The 19,998-nt window shown below is 63.7% G+C and carries 20 protein-coding genes; 10 read left to right on the top strand and 10 right to left on the bottom strand.

Features of this window, described 5'->3' with window-relative positions; all coding sequences use genetic code 11:
- Nucleotides 1-9: 9 nt before the first annotated feature.
- The 6 genes from EN852_RS20630 to EN852_RS20655 all read right to left on the bottom strand — a co-directional run bounded on the left by EN852_RS20630 (nucleotide 10) and on the right by EN852_RS20655 (nucleotide 4,661).
- Complete coding sequence (locus tag EN852_RS20630; RefSeq protein ID WP_127876687.1) at nucleotides 10-492, bottom strand: (2Fe-2S)-binding protein; 483 nt, start codon at nucleotides 490-492, stop codon at nucleotides 10-12.
- Nucleotides 493-549: 57 nt separating this feature from the next.
- The gene (locus tag EN852_RS20635; protein WP_127876688.1) at nucleotides 550-1,344 is read right to left on the bottom strand and encodes an FAD binding domain-containing protein; all 795 of its coding nucleotides are present in this window, start codon (nucleotides 1,342-1,344) and stop codon (nucleotides 550-552) included.
- A gap of 11 nt (nucleotides 1,345-1,355) precedes the next feature.
- Nucleotides 1,356-1,799 (bottom strand): SRPBCC family protein, encoded by a 444-nt coding sequence (locus tag EN852_RS20640; RefSeq protein WP_127863148.1) that lies wholly within the window; start codon nucleotides 1,797-1,799, stop codon nucleotides 1,356-1,358.
- A 105-nt stretch (nucleotides 1,800-1,904) separates the two neighbouring features.
- Entirely contained in the window at nucleotides 1,905-2,732 is an 828-nt protein-coding gene (locus EN852_RS20645; RefSeq protein ID WP_127876689.1) for an AraC family transcriptional regulator, read from the bottom strand.
- A gap of 145 nt (nucleotides 2,733-2,877) precedes the next feature.
- Nucleotides 2,878-3,876, bottom strand: a complete 999-nt coding sequence (locus EN852_RS20650) for an ABC transporter permease (protein ID WP_042637227.1) — start codon at nucleotides 3,874-3,876, stop codon at nucleotides 2,878-2,880.
- Nucleotides 3,877-3,917: 41 nt separating this feature from the next.
- The gene (locus tag EN852_RS20655) at nucleotides 3,918-4,661 is read right to left on the bottom strand and encodes an ATP-binding cassette domain-containing protein (protein ID WP_095815741.1); all 744 of its coding nucleotides are present in this window, start codon (nucleotides 4,659-4,661) and stop codon (nucleotides 3,918-3,920) included.
- A 451-nt stretch (nucleotides 4,662-5,112) separates the two neighbouring features.
- Here EN852_RS20655 and EN852_RS20660 point away from each other — a divergent pair, with 451 nt between their 5' ends.
- Entirely contained in the window at nucleotides 5,113-6,102 is a 990-nt protein-coding gene (locus EN852_RS20660; RefSeq protein ID WP_127863150.1) for a sugar-binding protein, read from the top strand.
- A gap of 71 nt (nucleotides 6,103-6,173) precedes the next feature.
- On the opposite strand, the gene EN852_RS20665 is transcribed toward EN852_RS20660, so the two are convergent.
- Nucleotides 6,174-7,277 (bottom strand): NAD(P)-dependent oxidoreductase, encoded by a 1,104-nt coding sequence (locus EN852_RS20665; protein WP_348643456.1) that lies wholly within the window; start codon nucleotides 7,275-7,277, stop codon nucleotides 6,174-6,176.
- Between EN852_RS20665 and EN852_RS20670 the strand changes: the two genes are divergently transcribed.
- Together EN852_RS20670 and EN852_RS20675 are read left to right on the top strand one after the other, a co-directional pair.
- Nucleotides 7,261-8,157: an NAD(P)-dependent oxidoreductase gene (locus EN852_RS20670; RefSeq protein ID WP_127863152.1), complete on the top strand. Its 897-nt coding sequence runs from the start codon at nucleotides 7,261-7,263 to the stop codon at nucleotides 8,155-8,157. The genes EN852_RS20665 and EN852_RS20670 overlap by 17 nt on opposite strands.
- 137 nt (nucleotides 8,158-8,294) lie before the next feature.
- The gene (locus EN852_RS20675; protein ID WP_245519500.1) at nucleotides 8,295-9,035 is read left to right on the top strand and encodes a FadR/GntR family transcriptional regulator; all 741 of its coding nucleotides are present in this window, start codon (nucleotides 8,295-8,297) and stop codon (nucleotides 9,033-9,035) included.
- Between the two features lie 419 nt (nucleotides 9,036-9,454).
- Here EN852_RS20675 and EN852_RS20680 read toward each other — a convergent pair whose 3' ends face one another.
- Complete coding sequence (locus tag EN852_RS20680; RefSeq protein WP_127863154.1) at nucleotides 9,455-9,742, bottom strand: DUF3175 domain-containing protein; 288 nt, start codon at nucleotides 9,740-9,742, stop codon at nucleotides 9,455-9,457.
- Between the two features lie 245 nt (nucleotides 9,743-9,987).
- Between EN852_RS20680 and EN852_RS20685 the strand changes: the two genes are divergently transcribed.
- The 7 genes from EN852_RS20685 to EN852_RS20715 all read left to right on the top strand — a co-directional run bounded on the left by EN852_RS20685 (nucleotide 9,988) and on the right by EN852_RS20715 (nucleotide 17,951).
- Nucleotides 9,988-11,214, top strand: coding sequence for an MFS transporter (locus EN852_RS20685; protein WP_127876691.1), 1,227 nt, complete (start codon nucleotides 9,988-9,990; stop codon nucleotides 11,212-11,214).
- A gap of 162 nt (nucleotides 11,215-11,376) precedes the next feature.
- Nucleotides 11,377-12,405 carry a LacI family DNA-binding transcriptional regulator gene (locus EN852_RS20690; protein WP_127876692.1) on the top strand — a complete coding sequence of 343 codons (1,029 nt, stop codon included), beginning with the start codon at nucleotides 11,377-11,379 and terminating at the stop codon, nucleotides 12,403-12,405.
- A gap of 293 nt (nucleotides 12,406-12,698) precedes the next feature.
- Nucleotides 12,699-13,823: a sugar ABC transporter substrate-binding protein gene (locus EN852_RS20695; protein WP_127876693.1), complete on the top strand. Its 1,125-nt coding sequence runs from the start codon at nucleotides 12,699-12,701 to the stop codon at nucleotides 13,821-13,823.
- A 75-nt stretch (nucleotides 13,824-13,898) separates the two neighbouring features.
- The gene (locus tag EN852_RS20700; RefSeq protein ID WP_127876694.1) at nucleotides 13,899-15,443 is read left to right on the top strand and encodes a sugar ABC transporter ATP-binding protein; all 1,545 of its coding nucleotides are present in this window, start codon (nucleotides 13,899-13,901) and stop codon (nucleotides 15,441-15,443) included.
- The gene (locus tag EN852_RS20705) at nucleotides 15,440-16,420 is read left to right on the top strand and encodes an ABC transporter permease (protein WP_127876695.1); all 981 of its coding nucleotides are present in this window, start codon (nucleotides 15,440-15,442) and stop codon (nucleotides 16,418-16,420) included. Before EN852_RS20700 ends, EN852_RS20705 begins: the two co-directional genes overlap by 4 nt.
- On the top strand, nucleotides 16,417-17,403 hold the full coding sequence (locus EN852_RS20710; protein ID WP_127876696.1) for an ABC transporter permease: 987 nt from the start codon (nucleotides 16,417-16,419) through the stop codon (nucleotides 17,401-17,403). Before EN852_RS20705 ends, EN852_RS20710 begins: the two co-directional genes overlap by 4 nt.
- Nucleotides 17,404-17,447: 44 nt before the next feature.
- A complete protein-coding gene (locus tag EN852_RS20715) occupies nucleotides 17,448-17,951 on the top strand; it encodes a gluconokinase (protein ID WP_246694337.1) in 504 nt (167 codons plus the stop codon).
- A 112-nt stretch (nucleotides 17,952-18,063) separates the two neighbouring features.
- Here EN852_RS20715 and EN852_RS20720 read toward each other — a convergent pair whose 3' ends face one another.
- Together EN852_RS20720 and EN852_RS20725 are read right to left on the bottom strand one after the other, a co-directional pair.
- The gene (locus EN852_RS20720) at nucleotides 18,064-19,209 is read right to left on the bottom strand and encodes a hypothetical protein (RefSeq protein WP_127876697.1); all 1,146 of its coding nucleotides are present in this window, start codon (nucleotides 19,207-19,209) and stop codon (nucleotides 18,064-18,066) included.
- Nucleotides 19,210-19,297: 88 nt separating this feature from the next.
- On the bottom strand, nucleotides 19,298-19,747 hold the full coding sequence (locus tag EN852_RS20725) for an Rrf2 family transcriptional regulator (RefSeq protein ID WP_040970141.1): 450 nt from the start codon (nucleotides 19,745-19,747) through the stop codon (nucleotides 19,298-19,300).
- Nucleotides 19,748-19,998: the final 251 nt, after the last annotated feature.

Consider the following 19,998-nt stretch of genomic DNA (forward strand, 5'->3'; position numbering starts at 1 on the left):
CTCGTCCCCTCAGGCGGCGTTCTGCGAATTGGCGCGCGCGGCCGTCAGCACCGCCTGGATGATCGGCTCGTAGCCGGTGCAGCGGCAGATGTTGCCGGACAGCGCCTCGACGACGTCCTCGCGGCTGGGATTCGGCGTGCGGTCGAGCAGCACTTTTGCCGCCATGATCATGCCCGGCGTGCAGAAGCCGCATTGCGTGGCGAAGGCATCGAGGAAAGCGCGCTGCAGCGGATGCAGCACGCCGACTTCGGCAAGGCCGGCGGTGGTCTTGATGTCGGCGCCGTTGCAGGTTTCGGCCAGCGTCAGGCAGGATAGCCTCAGCTCGCCGTCGATGATGACGGAGCAGGCGCCGCAGGTGCCCTGGTGACAGCCGCCTTTCGGCGAGGTGTCGCTAATCTTGTCGCGCAGCGCGTTGAGCAGCGTCGTGCCGCTCTCGATGAATTCGGCCTTTTCGGAGCCGTTGAGCGTGAATTGAACCGGGACCTTCGCCATTTTTCCTCCCTGCGCGCCTGCCCGGATCGGCCCGGATAGAAGCGTGTCCCCCACGGATTAATTCGATAACAGCCGGCCGAGATGGACCGGCAGGACCTCGGCGCGATACCAGGCGCTGGCGATCGGGTCGGTGATGGGCGCGATGCCTTCGCCTGCGTCGGCCAGCGCCGGCGCGATCTCCCGCGGCGTGAGCTTGCAGCCGAGCAGCGCCTTCTCCGCCGCCGTGGCGCGGATCGGCCGGTCGGCCATGCAGCCCAACGCAATCCGCGCAGCGGTCACCGTGCCGTCAGTGGCAAGTTCCAGAAGCGCGGCGATGCTCAGCACCGAGACGCCCTTCGGCTTGACGCGCGACACTTTCAGGAAGCGGAAACTCTCCGCCTTGGGCAATGCAAAGCCGACAGCGGTGACGATGGCGCGGCTGGTGTCGCGGCCGGCCAGGAAGGCCTCGATCGGCGTCTCGCCGTCTTCGGTGACGATGGTCGCGTCCAGCGCCAGCAGAGCCACGGCGAAATCCCCGTAGGGGGCAGGGGCGAACAGATTGCCGCCGACGGTCGCCATGTTGCGGATCGCCGGCCCGCCGACAGCGCGCGCGGCCGGCGCGAGCGCGGCAAGCTCCGGATGGCGTGCGATCGCGGCCATGGTGACCGAGGCGCCTAGCCGGACGTCGCCGTCGGCAACAGCGATCCGCGAGAGGCCAGGATCGGTGACGCGGACAAGGCTGGATGTGGACACATCGCCTTCATTGGCGGCGCGGACCACCAGCGTACCGCCGCCGAGATAACGCGTGCCGGCGGCCTGCAAGGCGGCATTCGCATCTTTCACGCTGGAAAAGGTCTGCAGCGCAAGCGACATGGCGCGCTCCGTCAGCTCTGGCCGGCGAAATGGGCTTTCAGGGCATTGAAGCCGCCCTGAAAGACATTGGCGCCCATGCCCTCGGCCAGCTTGTCGGCGTCTTCCGGCGCGGCGTCGAAGCTCGCCGTCCATTCGGCATAGGTGCGGTTGCCATCGGTGACGCGCCGCAATTGCAGCGTCGCCTTGTGGTTGGTGAGCGGCTGCGGCGTTTCGAGGATAGAGTAGCTGACCAGGAAATTCTCGTCGGAGAAGTCGAGCAGTTTTTCACGCAATGTCGCGCCGCTAACCAGTTTGAAATTGCGCACGCAACCGATCGTGGTGGCGTCCTTGCCGTCCTCGATTTGGCTTTCCACCATGCGCGGATGCCAACCGGGCAAACCGTTGAAGTCGCGGATGCGCGCCCAGACCTGCTCGACCGGCGCGTCGATGACGCTGGAAATGGTGACTTTCGCCATAGACTGGTTCCCTTGCAAAGACCGGGAGAAGGCTACGGCTATCGGTCAGCTTGCGCTTATCAATGCGTCTTGAAGGCGTATCAACCAGTCGGAAAAACAGGCGCCTCAGGCCGTCGCCCGCGCTGCTTCGCGGTAGAGCGTCGGCGGCACGCCGACATGGTCGCGGAAGAAGCGCGAGAAATTGCCCTGGGTGGTGAAGCCGAGATTGCAGGCGACCGAAATCAGCGGCTCCTGCGACCACTGCAGCTGGCGCACGGCTTCCTCCATGCGCAGCGTGTTCCAGTAGACGTTCGGGGTCAGGTTGGTCTGTTCCTTGAAGAGCGCGAAGAAATGCGGCCGAGAGAGCCCGACCGAACGGGCGACATCGTCGAAGGAGATGCGCTCGCAGACATTGGCCTTCATCAGCTGGATCGCCTTGCGGACACGGAAGTCGAGCATCGTGTTGATGTGCGCGCGGGCCGTCTGCGGCGCCGAAGCGTCCGCCGCATCAAGCACTGAGTCGATGAAACGCTCGATCTCGTAATTGGCGACGTCGTCGATGCTCTCATTGTCGGTCAGGTGATCGAGTAGGTTGGCCGCCGCCTGGTGCAGCCAGGGCTCCAGCGTGATCGCGGCCTGCGTGAACAGCGGCGCCGAGGAGGGCAGGTCGCGGCGCCGGCGCGCCCAATCGGGATCGATGTAGAAGGCGAGGAACAGGCCGGGCCTGCCGTCATGGGACAGCGCGTGGCTGTGCGGCTGGAACGAATTGATGCCGGCCGCGGTTCCCGGTCCCAGCCGCACCGTCTCGCGGCCGATGGTCATTTCACCGGCCGTGCCCTCCAGCCAGATGATGAGATGCGCCTCGCCATGGGCATGGGTGACGAAGTCGTTGGCGACATTCAGCACGGAGACATGTCCGAACCGGCCCCAATAGAGCCTGATCGCGTCCGTCATGGGTATCGTTCCTCCCGCGGGCGACTGGCCTCCCTTCGCCTGCCCAAGGATAGTGCGGCCGGGGTGCGACCGCGTCAAGGCGGGCAGGAATGACGGCCATCTCGCATCGCCCGTCCGGGCCGATTTTCAGACTGGGCGATAGGAGCTAGTCGCTGCGGCGGAAGTTGCGGATGCGGTCGAAGAGCACCGCCAAGATGATCGCGCCGCCGATGAAGGTGCCTTGCCAGAAGGCGTTGATGCCAAGCAGGCCCAGGCTGTTGCGGATCACCTCGATCAGCGCGGCGCCGACGATGGCGCCGAGCGCGGTGCCGACGCCGCCGGCTAGGTTGGCGCCGCCGATGACGGTGGCGGCGATGACCTGCAGTTCCATGCCGGTGCCGAGATTGGTGGTGACCGCACCCAGCCAGCCGGTCTGGATGATGCCGGCGAGCCCGGCGGACAGCGCCGAGATCATGTAGACGGCGACCTTGATCTGCTTGACCGGAACGCCGGTCAGCGTCGCCGCGTGCTCATTGCCACCGATAGCGAAGATGTGCCGGCCGAACTTGGTCCAGCGCAGGATGAAGCCGGTGATCAGCGCCAGGATGATCATGTAGAGCACTGGGTTGGCGATGCCGAACACCCAGGCGCCGCCGCCCAGTGCCAGGAGCTTCTGGTGGTCCGGCCCGAACTGGAAGACCACGGTGTTGTTCGAGGCGACCATGGCAAGGCTGCGCGCGACCGAGAGCATGCCGAGCGTCACCACGAAAGGCGGAAAGCCGACATAGGCGATGAGCACGCCGTTGAAGGCGCCGATGGCGAGCGCGGTGACGATCGTGGCCAGGATGCCGATCTCAATCGAATAGCCGGCATGCATGGTGACGGCGAGCACCATGGAGCACAGGCAAAGCACCGAGCCGACCGACAGATCGATGCCGCCGGTGATGATGACAAAGGTCATGCCGAGCGCGACGATGGCGACGAAGGTGACGTTGCGGGTGATGTTGAAAAGGTTCTTCGACGTGGCGAAGGAATCGGTTGCAAAGGAGAGGAACAGGCAGGCGAGAATGACCGCGATCACCACCCAGAATGTCTGGTTGGCGAGGAGCCGCGACAGGAAGGTGTGCTGCTTCTGCGCGATCGTCTGGTCAAGGGTGACTGCCATTATCGATCTTTCCTGAGAGGTATGACGCTCGATCCACGCGATTACGCAACCTGTTCGATGGCGCCGGTGATCAGCCCGGTGACTTCCTCGGGCGAACTCGAGGCGATTTTCTTGTCGGCCACCTTGCGGCCGCGCCGCATGACGATGACGCGGTCGGCGACGTCGAACACGTCGGGCATGCGGTGGCTGATCAGCACAACCGCAATGCCCTGGTCGCGCAGGTGGCGGATGAGGTTGAGCACCTCGGCCACCTGCCTGACCGAGATCGCCGCCGTCGGCTCGTCCATCAGCACGATCTTGGCCTGCGACAGCATGGTGCGGGCGATCGCCACCGCCTGGCGCTGGCCGCCCGACATCTGCTTGACCAGGTCGCGCGGCCGCGTTTCGGACTTCAGCTCGGCAAAGAGCTGGCCGGCGCGCTTGTACATCGCGGCGTAGTCGAGGATGCGGAACGGGCCGACGCCCCGGCGCAGCTCGCGGCCGAGATAGACATTCGCCGCGGCCGTCAGATTGTTGCAGAGCGCCAGGTCCTGGTGGACGATCTCGATGCCGTGCTGGCGGGCCTCGGCCGGCTTGTGCATGACAATCTCCTTGCCCTCCAGATGCATGGTGCCATGGCTCGGGCGGAAATTGCCGGCGATCATCTTCACCAGCGTCGACTTGCCGGCGCCGTTGTCGCCCATCAGGCCGACGACCTCGCCGGCCTCCAGCGAGAACGAGACGTCGTTGACCGCCTGGATGGCGCCGAAATGTTTCGAGATGTTGGCGAGTTCGAGAACCGACACCAGCCTTAAGCCTCCCCATTTGTTGACGCAGCAGTTTGCCGGCTTGCCAGCAGCGCTTGCGTTCGCCCGTCCATCTCCTCACGAACGGCGCGATACATGCATTTAGGCAAAAGCCGGCAAAGCCGTCAATCAATTGTCTGACGATTAATTTCGAGACTCGACAAAAAATCGGTTTTGTAGGACAAATAGGAATTGACCGTTGGCGAAAAGCCGATATTAGCTAGCCTCGGAGGAATAATTTGCCCATCGAGCGCGCATAGGGCGGAACGGGGCAAATGGCTTGACGATCAAGGATTCGGCTGCGCCAGTATTGGGGCAAACGGATCGGCAAATGCTTATCAGCCCGGCCATGGACACGAGCATTGGGAAGATGCTTGGCATCGTTCTTGCGCATCCGGACTGATCGGTGTGGCGGGCACGCGGTGTCCGTTTGTTTCAAGGGAGGACTGATATGAGGAAAACACTTTTGCTTGCCGCCGTCGCCGCCATGGCGTTGGGCGCCGGGCCGGCTTTGGCCAAGAAACAGCTCGTCATCGTCGTGAAAGGTCTCGACAATCCATTCTTCGAAGCCATCCATCAGGGCTGCGAGAAGTGGAACAAGGAGAACGCCAGCTCGGAATATGAATGCTTCTATACCGGCCCGGCATCGACCTCGGACGAGGCCGGCGAAGCTCAGATCGTGCAGGACATGCTGAGCAAGCCTGACACAGTCGCGATGGCGATCTCGCCGTCGAACGCGCCGCTGATCGCGCAGACGATCAAGAGCGCCAATCCGTCGATCCCGATCATGACGGTCGACGCCGACCTTGCCAAGGAAGACGCCGCCCTTCGCAAGACCTATCTCGGCACCGACAATTACCTGATGGGCAAGAAGATCGGTGAATATATCAAGAAGGCCAAGCCGAATGGCGGCACGGTCTGCACCATCGAGGGCAATCCGGCGGCCGACAACATCCTGCGCCGCGCGCAAGGCATGCGCGATGCGCTGACGGGCAAGGAAGGCCTGGCGGCACTTGCCGGCGAAGGCGGTTGGACCGAAGCCCCCGGCTGCCCGGTGTTCACCAATGACGACGGCGCCAAGGGCGTGCAGGCGATGACCGACATCCTTGCCGCCAACCCGAAGCTCGACGCCTTCGGCATCATGGGCGGCTGGCCGCTATTCGGCGCCCCGCAGCCCTATCGCGACCTGTTCAAGCCGATGGCGGACAAGATCGCCAAAAACGAGTTCGTCATCGGCGCAGCCGACACGATCGGCGACGAGGTGGCGATCGCCAAGGAAGGTCTCGTCACCGCGCTGGTCGGCCAGCGGCCGTTCGAAATGGGCTACAAGGCGCCTGCGGTGATGCTCGACCTCATCGGTGGCAAGAAGGTCGACGATCCGGTCTTCACCGGCCTTGACGAATGCACCAAGGAAACCGCCGACACCTGCATCCAGAAGTAGGCTGCATCGGAACCGTCGAAAAAACGAGGGGGCGCCCACAAGGCGCCCCCTCGCTTTTTCAGGAATTGGTCTCAGATCTTCTGCTTCACGCCGTCCTTCGAAGGCATCAGGTCGACGCCGTTGAGCTTGCCGATATGGGTGGCGAGCATCGGCACATATTGCTCGGCGGGACCGGCGGCATGGGCCGTCGCAAAGGAATTCTTGGTGGCGTTGCCGAGCGGGTTGGCGATGCCGGCCGCGCCTGCCATCGACTCCAGATAGGTCAGGTCCTTGAAGGCATTGGCGATGGTGAACTTGTGCGCGTCGCGGTCACCCTCCAGAGTCCAGCGCATGAAGGTCTGGTAGAAGCCGCAATCCATGCGGCCGTTGCGGATGACGCTGTCGAAGCGCGCCGGCGAGATGCCGACCTTCTGCGCCAGCGCCAGAGCCTCCGAATAGATCGCCGCATAGCCCAGCGAGACGAAGTTGTTGAGCAGCTTCATACGGTGGCCGTCGCCGGTGTCGCCGATATGGACGATCCGGCCGGCCCAGGTCTCGATCACTGGCTTCAGCCTGGCGAACACCGCGTCCGGCGCGCCGACCATGGCGTCGAGCGTGCCTTCCCAGGCCTCCTTCGGCGTGCGGCTGAGCGGCGCGTCGACATAATCGACGCCGAGCGCCTTGAGCTCGGCGGCCAGGGCCACTGTCGAGACCGGATCGGAAGTCGAGCAGTCGACGACGACCGACCCCTTCCTCAGACCTTCCTTCAGCCCGCCGGGACCGCGGATGATCGCCTCCACCTCGCGCGAGCCGGTGACGCAGATGAAGACGATGTCGGAAGCCGCAGCCACCTCCCTGGAGGTGGCCACTTCCTTGGCGCCGCGTCCCAAAAGGTCTTCCGCGGGCTTGCGGTTCTTGCGGCCAAGGAAGGTAAGCGGATAGCCCTTGTCCACGATGTTCTTGGCGATGCCGTGCCCCATCAGGCCTAGGCCGATGAAACCGATGTTCTCGCGGGCAGCGGTGGTGCTCATGTCGTCTCTTCCCTGTCTTTCGTGGTGATGGGCGCCCGCGCAGCGGGCATTTGCCGAGAAGGGTTCCGCGGATCGCGGTTGGCAAGCGATTGCGGAATATCCTATTGTCTGACAATACACATAATTCCTGAGCCTTGTGGAGAGTAAAATGACGAAGCGGATCATGTTCACCGGCGGCAGCGGCAAGGCCGGCCGGCATGTCGTTCAGTATCTGGTCGAACATGGCTGCCAGGTGCTCAACATCGACACCAAGCCGCTCGACAATCCGAAGGTACGCACCCTGATCACCGACATCACCGACAGCGGGCAGGTGTTCAACGCCCTGTCGAGCTATATGGGCCTGCACGAATTCGATCCGTCGCTGAGGGCCCAGCCGGTCGACGCCGTGGTGCATTTCGCGGCGATCCCGCGCATCATGATCACGCCGGACAACGAGGTGTTCCGCATCAATGCGATGGGCACCTACAACGTCATCGAGGCGGCGGTGAAGCTCGGCATCCGCAAGGTCATCATCGCCTCTTCGGAGACGACCTACGGGCTGGTCTTCGCCAACGAGCCGCGCAATCCGACGCATTTCCCGCTCGACGAGGACTATGACGTCGACCCGATGGACTCCTACGCGCTGTCGAAGATCGTCAACGAGAAGACGGCGCGGGCGTTCGCGCTGCGCAGCGGCTTCGACATCTATGCGCTACGCATCGGCAATGTCATCGAGCCGCATGAATATTCGCTGTTCCCGAAATGGTTCGCCGATCCGGGTTTCCGCAAGCGCATCGCCTGGAGCTACATCGACGCGCGCGACCTCGGCCAGATCACCTTGCGCGCCATCGAGAAGGATGGCCTGGGCTACCAGGTGTTCAACGCGGCCAATGACGATACCTCGTCGGACCTGCCGACAGCTGAGCTTTTGAAGCGCTTTTATCCGGGCGTGCCGGTCAAGGCCGAACTCGGCGAATATGAGACGCTGCTCTCGAACCGCAAGGCGCGCGACATGCTCGGCTTCCGGCCTGAGCACAGCTGGCGCAAATACGTCAAAACGGCCTAAGGCGGGGCCAAGAGCCGGCTGATCTGTGCACATCTCAGCAGGTTGTGGCAAAGCGGGTTTGCCATGCTTGACAGGCTCTGAAAACGGGATTTTGTGGACCTATGCGGGACGCTAAGCCGAACAACGAAAAAAAGCCGATGAAGACGGCGGCCGCGGAGCGTCCGGCCGGCTTCCGCCGGGCAGACGCGCCACGCATCCCTGGTGCCAGCGTGCATACGTCGCTGGCCAGCGAGATCGGGCTTCGCATCGTGCGCGGCGACTATCCGCCGGGCACCATCCTGCCCAATGAAGCGAAATGGTCGGAGACCTTCGACGTCAGCCGCTCCGCGGTGCGCGAGGCGATCAAGATGCTGATGGCGAAGAGCCTTCTGGCGTCGCGGCCGAAGATCGGCAGTTGGGTGGAGCCGAAGGAACGCTGGAACCTTCTCGACCGCGACGTGCTGTCCTGGTACGCGACGTCGCCGGACCGCGAGGTTTTCCTCAAGACGGTGCAGGAATTCCGCCACATCATCGAGCCGGAGGCGACGGCCTTCGCGGCGATGCGGCGTACCGACGAGCAGATGGCCGAGATCAGCCAGGCCTGCCGTGAGATGGGCGAAGCCACCAATCTGCAGGAACGAACCCGCGCCGACACGCGCTTCCACCTCGCCATCCTGAGGGCCTCGGGCAACGACCTCCTGGTGCCGTTGGGCGTGCTGATCGAATCCGCCTTCGACCACCTCTTCGCCTACACGACGCGCGAGCTGGACGATCTGCAGCATGTTCAGAAGCTGCATGAGGCCATCGAGAGGAATATCCGCCTGAAAAGGCCGGATGCGGCGCGCAGCGCGGTCCGCAAGCTGCTGGCCAATACCGACGAAGTCATTCAATCGCGCTAAGGCCTTGTACTGGATAGTACTCCAGCACAGAAACTTTGACCGCTGCCCATGCGTGCGTTGGCAGATCCCATGCCTTGGCGATTAGCCGAGTCGCCTATCGCGGTCGTCATCCGCGGGCGGAGCAAGGAGCGAAGCGACGCGCGCAGACCCGAGGATCCATGCCGTGACTTGGAAGCGCCGCGGCGGTCCAGAATTCTGCACCGTTGCACACTTCGGTCGATGTAACGGCATGGATTCTAGGGTCTGCGCTCCGCTTCGCGTAGCTCCGCCCTAGAATGACGAGGTTCAGGAGCCCTCAGCTCATCGCCAGCGTTTGCGCTGACTACCCCATACGGACGTTGATAGCCTGCCTGGACAAGCCTGCAATCTTTCCAGGTTCCTGTGTTGAGGAACTGGTGCTAGCCGGATCTCAGCAACCTTCAATCCTGCTTCTCGCGGCCGAAGGCGACGCGCAGCTCGTCCTTCGCCTTTTCCAGCACCTTCTTACGCTCCTCGGGCAGGTTCTTGCCGGCGCGGTTGATGTAGAAATTCAACATCGACATGGCGGATTGGAACGGCTCGGCCTTGCGGCGGTCGCTGTGCTCGGCCGAACGCTTCAGCGAGGCGGCGATTTTCCTGGCGTCGTCGGATTCGAAGACGTGCTCCTCGAGGTCCAGCGCATCGCTGTGCTCGGTCACATCGGCCGACCATTTCTTCTTTGCGGTCATGGCGAAACTCCTTGCCAAAGCGGTTAGCGGTTGCCGCCGAACCGCTCTATGTCTTTTTTTCCAGCAATTCCGGACCGAAAACCGTTAGACATTTTTCCTGGAATTGCTCTGAGGCAAAACTCCAGGAAATGAGAGGGGTTCCCGGTTCTGGTGCCACGGATTGACCGGTCGTGGCGCTGCTCGGCAGGCAAATGCGCCGATAGTGGAGGCGAACCGCCGACTTCGAGAACAGCGGACAGGAACGCTTGACGACGATCTCCAGCAATGCAGCGCCCCCAGGCATAGACAGCACCTACGCCTGGACGAGGCTGGCCATTTCCGTGTTGCTGGCGACCATAGGGGGCGTCGGCATGTGGGCGGTGGTCGTCGTTCTGCCGGCGGTCCAGGCCGAGTTTGGCGTCGATCGCGCCGCGGCCTCGATGCCTTACACCGCGACCATGGTTGGCTTTGCGGCCGGCAATGTGCTGGTCGGGCGCGCCATCGATCGTGTCGGCTACTGGATCCCGGCGCTTGTTTCCTCAACGGCGCTGGCTGTCGGCTTCCTGCTGGCGTCGCTCTCCAGTTCGATCCTGCAATTCACCGTCGCTCAAGGCTTGCTGATCGGGTTGGGGACATCGGCGATTTTCGGACCGCTGATCGCCGACATCTCGCACTGGTTCAATCGTCGGCGCGGCGTTGCGGTGGCTGCGGCTGCGTCCGGCAGCTATCTCGCTGGAACGGTCTGGCCGGCGATCATACCGCCGCTGATGCGGGCGGAGGGCTGGCGCTTCACCTATCTGGCAATCGGCATCGCGTGCCTGGTGACGATGGTGCCGCTGATTCTAATGCTGCGCCGGCGTGCCCCAGTGGTTGTGGCAGGCTCGCCAGGCACGCGCCTGGTCCAGCCGATTGCATTGTCGCCGGCGGCACTTCAGGTGCTGCTGGTGATAGCCGGTCTAGGCTGCTGCGTGGCGATGTCGATGCCGCAGGTGCATATCGTCGCCTATTGCCTGGACCTCGGCTATGGCGTCGCGCATGGCGCCGACATGCTTTCGATCATGATGGCCGCCGGCGTCGTCAGCCGCCTCGCTTCCGGCTTCGTCGCCGATCGGATCGGCGGGGTGAGGACCTTGCTGATCGGTTCGGTTCTGCAATGCCTGTCGCTGTTCTTCTACATTCCCTTCGACGGGCTCGCCTCGCTCTACGTCGTCTCGCTGGTGTTTGGCCTGTCGCAAGGCGGCATCGTGCCTTGCTATGCGATCATCGTGCGGGAATACATGCCCGCCAAGGAGGCTGGCCAACGCGTCGGCATCGTCATCATGGCGACCATTTTCGGCATGGCTATCGGCGGCTGGATGTCGGGCTGGATCTACGACCTCACTGGTTCCTATTCGGCCGCCTTCCTGAACGGGATTGCCTGGAACCTGCTCAACATCCTGATGATGGTTCTGGTGTTCTGGAAGGCAAGACGCAGAGACGTCGTCGCGGCCTGACGGTCCACGCCGCTTCCGCAGGAAACGCCTCGGCTTGACAACAAATCGCGGCTGCGCGACGCCAAGGCCAATGGACGTGGCATGGGCCTGTGACATGGCGATACCAAGAGCGATGGCATTGCGAGAACGCAGCGGGCGGGATTTGCCGCGTGAGGCCCGCCCTTGACCAAGCCGCGCTCCCGCCGTGGCGGCGGCCGTCCGACGATTGCCGATGTGGCGCGCAAGGCGGGCGTCGGCGCGATCACCGTGTCACGTGCGCTGCGCGAGCCCGGACGGGTGTCGGAAGACCTTCGCCGGCAGATACAGGCCGCGGTCGACGAACTCGGCTACGTGCCCGACCCGAACGCGCGCGCGCTGGCCTCGGCGCGCGCCGAAGTGTTCGGCGTGCTGGTGCCATCGCTCACCAACAACGTCTTCGCCGAGGTGGTGCGCGGCATCTATGACAGCCTTTCCGATAGCCCGTTCCGCATCCAGATCGGCAACACGCATTATTCCGGCCTGGAGGAGGAGCGGCTGCTGCAGGTTTTCGGATCGCAACGCCCGGCGGCGCTGATCGTGGCCGGCATCGACCAGACGCCCAGCGCGCGACGACTGCTGGAGAATGCCGGCTGCCCGGTGGTGCAGGTGATGGAGACCGGGCCGGACCCGGTCGACATGATGGTCGGCTTCTCGCATTTCGACGGCGGCAGGACAGCCACCGAGCACCTTCTGCAGGCCGGCTTCCGAAAGATCGGCTTCATCGGCGCCAGGATGGATCCGCGCTCGCAGCGGCGCCTTGCCGGCTACCGCGCCGCCATGGAGGCCGCCGGGCTGTTCGATCCGCGGCTGGTCACCACGACGCCGGTGCCGTCAAGCGTGAGCCTCGGGCGCGAGCTGTTCCGCGACGCGCTGGCCAAGATGCCGACGCTCGACGGCGTATTCTGCAACAATGACGATATCGCGCTCGGCGTCCTGTTCGAATGCCATCGCGCGTCGATCGACGTGCCGAAGCAGATCGGCATTGTCGGCTTCAACGACCTCGACATGATGCAGGTGTCGTTTCCCTCGATTACCAGCGTGCGCACGCACCGCTATGAAATCGGCACCCGATCCGTCGCCATGGCGCTTGCGGCGATTGCCGGTAACCCACCGGAACAGCGCGTCGTCGATCTCGGTTTCGAGCTCGTGCGGCGGGAAAGCACAGCGCGTTGAAAGTCCGGAAAAATGTCGAAGGCGGCGCTTTACACCCAATCATGGTAGCGCTACCATTTGTCTGTAAAATCAACATCCGGCAAGGTTGGGAGGCTGTTTATTATACATAAGCAACAGTCCGATCTTGTTTATTATGTATAATATGATAGTTTTCTAAATTGCCAGGAAGCTGAGGGGGAGAGGAGGATCAGGGCGACGCGGGCGTCCCTGTGAGCGCGTTCGGTTCGGTGGAGGATGCCGGCCGGTAGCGCCATGATTCATCACAAGCAGAACTGCAACTGGGAGGAATATCGATGATCAAGTCACTCGTTGGCGGCGTCGTTGCCGCCACTGCATTCGTCATGCTGAGTTCGTCGGCGATCGCCGGACCTGAAGTGGTCAAGGGACCCGCGGCAGAGCCGGACTGCTTCGCGCCATGGGCGGCCGACACGCAGTTTTTCAAGTTTCCGAAGAAAGACGGTCCTTACCGCATCGCGCTTGCCAACGGCTACATCGCCAACACCTGGCGCATCCAGATGATCCAGACGGCGAAGGCCTACGCGGCGCAGCCGGATGTCGCCAAGAAGCTCAAGGAATTCAAGGTCGTGTCGACCGGCGAGGATGTGCCGGCGCAGATTTCGGCGATCAACAACTTCATCGATTCCGGCTTTGATGCGATCGTCGTCAACGCCCAGAATCCGACCGCCTTCGGGCCAGTCATCAAGCGCGCCAAGGAAGCCGGCGTCGTGCTCGTCGCCTTCGACAACATCCTCGACACCAAGGATGCCATCAACGTCAATGTCGACCAGAAGGGCCTGGGCGAGCTCTGGGGCAAGTGGCTGGTCTCACATGTGCCGAATGGCGGCAAGGTGCTCGAAGTGCGCGGCGTTGCCGGCACCTCGGTCGACACCGATCGCCACAACGGCATCCACGAGGTGCTCGATGGGTCGGGCAAGAAGTGGGACGTCACCGAGGTCGTCGGCAAGTGGGATGACGGCGTGGCGCAAAAGGCCACGGCCGATGCCATCGCCACCAGCGGGCCGTTCGACGGCGTCACCGGGCAGGGCGGCGACACCGGCATCGTGCAGGCGATGATCGACGCCAAGCATCCTTTCGTGCCCTTCGGCGGCGAGACGGAGAACGGCTTCCGCAAGTTCTGCGCCGCGCACGCCGCCGATGGGCTGAAATGTTCGTCCGCCGGCACCGGTCCGGCCCAGGTGGCGGTTGCCATCAAGACCGCGATCTCGGCGCTTGAAGGCAATGTCGTGCCGCAGTCGGTCAAGCTTCCCCTGGCCATCGTGGAGGATCCGAATTTCAAGGCCGGCCAGGACTACTTCCCGGACCAGTCCGATAATTTCTTCGTCGGCAATTCCTTCCCGACCTGCGGCATCAATTTCACCGCGCAGGAAATCATGGGCCAGACCAAGGAAAACAAATAGTCTGACCGGACGGTGCCGCGGCGCGTTCGCGGCACCGTCCTCCTGTTCTCAACTCCAAACGGCCAGGGAGGGCTGATGGACGGCGCGGCTCCGCTCTTCCGCATGGAAGGCATCTCCAAGCGTTACGGCGGCGTGCGGGCCCTGGAAAAGGCCGACCTGACGGTCGCCGCGGGCGGCATCCACGCCATTCTGGGCGAGAACGGCGCCGGCAAATCGACGCTGATCAAGATTATGGCGGGCGTCGTAGCGCCCGACGAAGGCATGATGACGCTCGAAGGCCGCGAGGTGAGCTTCGCCTCGCCGGCGGCCGCCAATCAGGCCGGCATCGTCTGCATCTTCCAGGAACTGTCGCTCATCCCCGAATTGAGCGTCGCCGACAACATCGTCATTTCCGATCCGCCGAAACGCTTCGGCATGATCGACCGCAAGGCGCAGCGGCGCATAGCTGAAGAAGCGCTGGCACGCGCCGGGGCTTCCGACATCCATCCCTGTGCCCTGGTCAAGGATCTGCCGCTGTCGCGCCGGCAGATGGTGGAGATCGCCAAGGCATTGGCTCGCAAGCCGCGTATCCTGATTCTCGACGAGGCGACCTCGGCGCTGACGGCGGCGGATGTCGCCAAGGTGTTCGAGGTGCTGAAGCGGCTGCGCTCGGAAGGACTGGCGCTGCTCTACATCTCGCACCGCATGAACGAGATCGCCGAGCTCGCCGACCATTGCACCGTGTTCCGCAACGGCCGCAACGTCGCCAGCTACCCCGCGGGCTCGAAGAGCGACAATGAGGTGGTCGAGCTGATGATCGGCCGCGAATACAGCCATATCTTCCCGCCGAAACCCGGTCCAACCGCGGCCGCGACGACCGTTCTCGAAGCGCGCAACCTCTCCTGGGCCGACCGGCTGGACAACATCTCGCTGAGTGTCAGGGCCGGGGAGGTCGTGGGCCTCGGCGGTCTCGACGGGCAGGGACAGCGCGAATTGCTGCTTGCCTTTTTCGGCGTGCTGCGCGGCCTCTCAGGTGAGATCCTGATCGACGGCAAGCCCGTTTCGATCGCCAGCCCGACCGCGGCCAGCCATGGCCGCATCGGCATGGCGCTGATCCCCGAGGATCGCAAGACCGAAGGGCTGATGCTGCCGATGACGGTGCGCGAGAACCTGTCCTTCGCGGCGCTCGACCGGCTGTCGAAAGGCGGCATCATCGATCGCGCCGCCGAGCAGCGGCTGATCGACGACATGGTCGGGCTCTTGGCCATCAAGACGGCGGGTCTCGACATCCCTGTCGGCGCGCTCTCCGGCGGCAACCAGCAAAAGGTGGTGATCGCCAAATGGCTGATGCGGCAGCCGCGCATCATCCTGCTCAACGATCCGACGCGCGGCATCGATGTCGGCACCAAGCAGGAGCTTTACCAACTGATGCGCAAGCTGGCGGATGCGGGCGCCGCGATCCTGTTCTATTCGACCGACTATGACGAGCTGATCGGCTGCTGCGACCGCGTGCTGGTGCTCTATGACGGCGCGGTCAAGCGCGAGCTGGTCGGCGCCGAGATCACCGAGCACGCGCTGATCGCCAGCGCGCTCAACATCCATGGCGAAGGTGCCGGGCCGAAGCAGGGAGTGGGCGCGTGAGGGACTGGCGCTACTGGCTGGCCGAGCAGCGCGGAACGCTTCTGGCCTTCGGCATCTTCATCGTCATGTTCGCGATCTACAGCGCGAACCATCCGGCCGGCTTCACCGCCAATGTCGTGCAGACGGCCGCCAACAAGGGTGTGTTGCTGGCCTTCGTCGCCATGGCGCAGACATTGGTCGTGATCACCGCCGGCATCGACCTGTCGGTAGGCATGATCTTCACGCTCACCAACTGCATGGCTTCATGGCTGGTGATCGGCACCGGCCTGGAGACAGCGTTTGGCGTGTTGGCAGTGCTCGGCACCGGGCTCCTCTGCGGCGCGGTCAACGGCGCCATCGTCATCTACGGCCGGCTGCAGCCGATCGTCGCCACCATAGCCACGGGCGCCGTCTTTTTCGGCCTGGCGCTGCTTTTGCGACCGGTTCCCGGCGGTTCGGTCAACGAGGACCTTGCGGATTTCCTGACCGGGCGTTTCTTCGGCGTGGTGCCGGCGAGCCTCGTGGCGCTGGTCGTCATCGTGCTCGTCGTCTGGGTGCCGTTCAGCCGCTCCGAATTCGGGCGCGCCGCTTATGCGGCCGGTTCCTCGGAGACGGCGGCTTACATGTCGGGCGTGCCGATTCGCAGGGGCAAGTTCCTGGCATACACGCTTGCCGGCCTGCTTGCGGCCATCGGCGGCCTGTTCCTGACCTTCTTCACCTATACGGGCGAGGCGGCTTATGCGAGCGGCAACGCTTATACGCTGTTCTCGATCGCCGCCGTCGTGCTTGGCGGCGTGTCGCTGTTCGGGGGCAAGGGCAGCGCCATCGGCGCCATCTTCGGCGCGCTCGCCTTCCGCACCATCGGCGACCTCTTGTTCGTCTTCGACTTCGATCCGCTCTGGCAGCCGCTGTTCCAGGGCGTTATCCTGTTGATCGCGGTCAGCCTCGGCGCTTTCGCGCTGTTTCGGGTGCGCAACCGGCTGGAGTGGTTCCTGTGAGCGAGACGACACTCGGCGGCATCGCCGGCCGCATGCCCAAATTTCTGCGACGCGCCGATCCGGCCGTCGTCACCGCCTTTGCCTGCATCGTGGTCCTGCTTCTGCTCGGCAGCCTCTATTCGCGCAGCTTCCTTTCACCGGAATATCTGCTGCAGCAATTGAAGGTCGCGTCCTTCCTCGGCGTCATCGCCACCGGCATGATGCTGGTCATCCTGCTCGGCCAGATCGATCTGTCCGTGCCGTGGTCCGTGGCTACAGGCGCGATGATGGCTTGCGCGGCGGCCGCCTACGGGTCTGTCGGCGTCGCTTTGGCCATTCCTTTCGGGGTCCTGTGCGGTGTCGCGATCGGCATCGTCAACGGCATCGGCGTCGCCTATCTGCGCATTCCCTCGATGATCATCACTTTGGCCACCAATGCCGTGGCGCAAGGGTTGATGGTTGTCTATACGGGCGGTTTCTCGCCACAGGATTCAGCGACGGCGGCGATGCGCTACCTGGCAACCGGTTTCACCATTCCGGGCGTTCCCAACGCCGTTATCATCTGGGCGCTGATCGGCGCCGCGATGGTCTTCGTGCTGACCCGCACCAGCTTCGGCCGCGCCGTCTACGGCATCGGCAACCGCGAGCGCGCCGCCTATCTTTCCGGGATCGACACGCGCCGTATCGTGCTGATCGCCTTCGCCGTCTCCGGCGGCCTGTCGGCTTTTGGCGGCGTGCTTTTGGCCGGTTATGCGTCCAAGGCGGCGCAGTCGATGGGCGACGCCTATCTGCTGCCGTCGATCGCCGCCGTCGTGCTGGGCGGCACGTCGATCCTCGGCGGGCGCGGCTCCTATCTGGGCACGGTTGCGGGCGTGATCCTGATCACGCTCCTGCAATCCATCCTCTCGGTCATGCAGATGCCCGAGGCGGGGCGGCAGATCATCTATGGCGTCGTCATCGTCGCCATGCTTCTGCTCTACGGGCGCGCGCCGGCAAGCCGCTGACCGTGGACGAGGCAAGCCCAAGACCGCAGATCCCGGAGCTCCGTATGAATGATCTTCGGATGGCGCCGGCCATCGTCGTGATGGGCGTTGCCGGCTGCGGCAAGACGGCCGTCGGCGAGGCGCTTGCCGGGGCGCTTGGCGCCGACTTCATCGAGGGCGACCGGCTGCATCCGCCGGAGAATGTGGCGCGCATGGCGCGCGGCGAGCCGCTGACGGATGCGCTGCGCGCAGGCTGGCTCGACGCCATCGGCGAGCGTATCGCGAGTTCCGTTGCCGGCGGACGAAAAGCGGTCGCGGCCTGCTCGGCGCTGAAACGCAGCTACCGCGACCGGCTGAGCCGCTTCTGTCCGGAGGTCGTCTTCCTCTACCTGAAGATCGATCGCGAAACCGCCTGGCGACGGGTGGCCAATCGCAAGGGCCATTTCATGCCGGCCAGCCTCGTCGACAGCCAGTTCGCCACGCTGGAAGAGCCTGCCGCCGACGAACGGGTGGTGACGATCGACGGAACGCGAAGTGTCGCCGGGATCGTGAAAGAGATCATCCGATAGAGCGTTCTAGGAAAAGTGAGAGCGGTTTTCCGTCCGGAATTGCGCAAAAACAAAGAGTTAGAGCGGTTCGCCGTTTCCGTGAAACGGTGAAACGCTATAGGTCAGTTGGTATTCATGCGCCCTCGTTGCCGATCGCGGCCTCGGTCGGCCGCTCGGTCAACCGCACGGCGCTGGACCAGGCCATCATCTGCTCCGGGCAGAGTTTGAGCGTTTCCAGCATATGGTCGCGCTTCGACAGGATGTATCCTGCCTGGACGGCAAGGTTCTTCGCCGCTGTGTCCTTTGCCGGCGACGCGGGGACTTGCGTGCCCGCGCTCAACTCGCTGACGATAGCCCGGTATTGGCGGAAAGGGATCGTCTCGATCGTCGCCATATGAAACAGCGCGGCACCCGCGCGCGTGGCAAAATTTGCCGGCGCCGAGGCGAGGTGGGTCCAGCCGCGTTCGCCCATGGCGGCCTCGGCGAAGGCGGAGCCGGCGTAGATCGTGTTGGTCATCAGCACCACGCCGTTTGCCTTTAGCACCTTCTGGATGCGCGTGGTGACCTGATAGGCGTCGGTGCGCTCAAAGACGATCCGGCTTTTCAGGAAACGGTTCTCGAGTTTGACCAATGGCGGGTTGATGACGCGGAAGCCGAACTCGCTTGGTGAGAAGCCGTGGTATCGCGCGCTTACCTGATGGGCATCGACGCCGGCCTCATGTAGGGCGCGCTTGCCCATGATCGTCTGCGCCGTGAACTGGTCGCACCATATGATGACGCCGCGCCCGTTGCGCACGGCTCGCTGCAGTCCCTCGAGGCCTTCCAGCCGGATCGCCGGCGACCAGCGCCACCCGGCCACGAGATGCGCCGCAAGCGTCAGTCGTCGGCGATGAACGGCGGCAAGTTGCGCTTCGAACATGCCGCACGTGTCGATGGCATTGCCGAGCACTGCCTTCACCGCGATGTCGTAGCGGGCGAACTCCTTGCGGAAATGGCGCTTGCGCCGGAGCCCCGACACCCAGCCGCAGATGGGTCCCCACCAGGAGACCGGCAGAACCGCCGCGACGCCGAGATAGAAACAGGACAGCAGGCTCTCGCGCAGGTCCCTGTTGGCGAAGCGGCGCAGTTTTCCGGGGCGGATTACCTTGCGGCTGAAGAAGCGAACGGTTTCGTTGCGCTCCGGCACCGGCACATCGGCGATGATCTCGGTGCGATAGATGTCGTTCGATGTTGGCTGCCGGCTGGCCCTGCGGGATTTGCCAAGCCAAGGCAGCCTCATGCGTCAGAGCCCTGTTCCATCTCCAGCCGATTTACTGCCTGGAAAGCAGACAAGCAACCAATCTGACTGCAATCAGGGCGAGGCCGCTTCAGATTTGGGACGTGAGTTCGGCCGGGAAATCGTCGTTGTCGGCGTCGCGCATGGCTGCGAGGCTGCGGTTGTCGAGCACCTCGGCGATCGCCTGGCGCACTTCCAGCATCATATGCCGGACCTGGCAGGTCGCTTCGTCGCAATCCTCGCAGCGCTGATATTGCGTGCGGCTGGCGCAAGGGATCGGCGCCAACGGTCCGTCGAGCACACGCACGACATGGCCGATCTTGATCTCGGAAGCGGGCCGGGCGAGGCGATAGCCGCCTTCCTTGCCCTTGCGGCTCTGGACGAAGCCGGCATTGCGCAGCTCCCCCAGGATCGCATCCAGGAATTTCTTCGGGATGTTGTTGGCGACCGCGATGTCGTTGACGAATGCAAGCTGGCCAGCCGGCAGGCTGGCAAGATGCACAAGGGCCTTGAGGCCGTATTTGCCTTTTTTGGTCAGCATGCCCGATTCAATTCATCAAACCCCAATCGCCCCTGCATCTGGCGGTTGTTTGTGTGCAAATCATGACAGTTTGACCGTCGAACGCCCTCTGGCCCAACAATTTGCCGGTACAGCTTAGGCACAAACGCGTTGATTCTTCGTAACGTTTTTCACGTTGGGGCCGGGATTTCCCCTGCGCACTCATGCAACCCCGCTTATAAGAAGAAAGCCGGCAAAGCCGGCCTCCTTGCGCTTCCTGATTGTGGAGCCCT

It is taken from the genome of Mesorhizobium sp. M2E.F.Ca.ET.209.01.1.1 (assembly GCF_004010375.2).
Classification (GTDB): Bacteria; Pseudomonadota; Alphaproteobacteria; order Rhizobiales; family Rhizobiaceae; genus Mesorhizobium.

Excerpts from the sequence above, each read along its gene's own strand:
- EN852_RS20675 (WP_245519500.1), top strand. The coding sequence starts at position 8,295 with ATGAAGACGGCGGCCGCGGAGCGTCCGGCCGGCTTCCGCCGGGCAGAC.
- EN852_RS20660 (WP_127863150.1), top strand. The coding sequence starts at position 5,113 with ATGAGGAAAACACTTTTGCTTGCCGCCGTCGCCGCCATGGCGTTGGGC.
- EN852_RS20650 (WP_042637227.1), bottom strand. The coding sequence starts at position 3,876 with ATGGCAGTCACCCTTGACCAGACGATCGCGCAGAAGCAGCACACCTTC.
- EN852_RS20725 (WP_040970141.1), bottom strand. The coding sequence starts at position 19,747 with ATGCTGACCAAAAAAGGCAAATACGGCCTCAAGGCCCTTGTGCATCTT.
- EN852_RS20630 (WP_127876687.1), bottom strand. The coding sequence starts at position 492 with ATGGCGAAGGTCCCGGTTCAATTCACGCTCAACGGCTCCGAAAAGGCC.
- EN852_RS20700 (WP_127876694.1), top strand. The coding sequence starts at position 13,899 with ATGGACGGCGCGGCTCCGCTCTTCCGCATGGAAGGCATCTCCAAGCGT.
- EN852_RS20665 (WP_348643456.1), bottom strand. The coding sequence starts at position 7,277 with ATGATCCGCTTCGTCATTTTACTCTCCACAAGGCTCAGGAATTATGTG.
- EN852_RS20640 (WP_127863148.1), bottom strand. The coding sequence starts at position 1,799 with ATGGCGAAAGTCACCATTTCCAGCGTCATCGACGCGCCGGTCGAGCAG.
- EN852_RS20720 (WP_127876697.1), bottom strand. The coding sequence starts at position 19,209 with ATGAGGCTGCCTTGGCTTGGCAAATCCCGCAGGGCCAGCCGGCAGCCA.
- EN852_RS20635 (WP_127876688.1), bottom strand. The coding sequence starts at position 1,344 with ATGTCGCTTGCGCTGCAGACCTTTTCCAGCGTGAAAGATGCGAATGCC.
- EN852_RS20715 (WP_246694337.1), top strand. The coding sequence starts at position 17,448 with ATGAATGATCTTCGGATGGCGCCGGCCATCGTCGTGATGGGCGTTGCC.
- EN852_RS20670 (WP_127863152.1), top strand. The coding sequence starts at position 7,261 with ATGACGAAGCGGATCATGTTCACCGGCGGCAGCGGCAAGGCCGGCCGG.
- EN852_RS20680 (WP_127863154.1), bottom strand. The coding sequence starts at position 9,742 with ATGACCGCAAAGAAGAAATGGTCGGCCGATGTGACCGAGCACAGCGAT.
- EN852_RS20695 (WP_127876693.1), top strand. The coding sequence starts at position 12,699 with ATGATCAAGTCACTCGTTGGCGGCGTCGTTGCCGCCACTGCATTCGTC.
- EN852_RS20645 (WP_127876689.1), bottom strand. The coding sequence starts at position 2,732 with ATGACGGACGCGATCAGGCTCTATTGGGGCCGGTTCGGACATGTCTCC.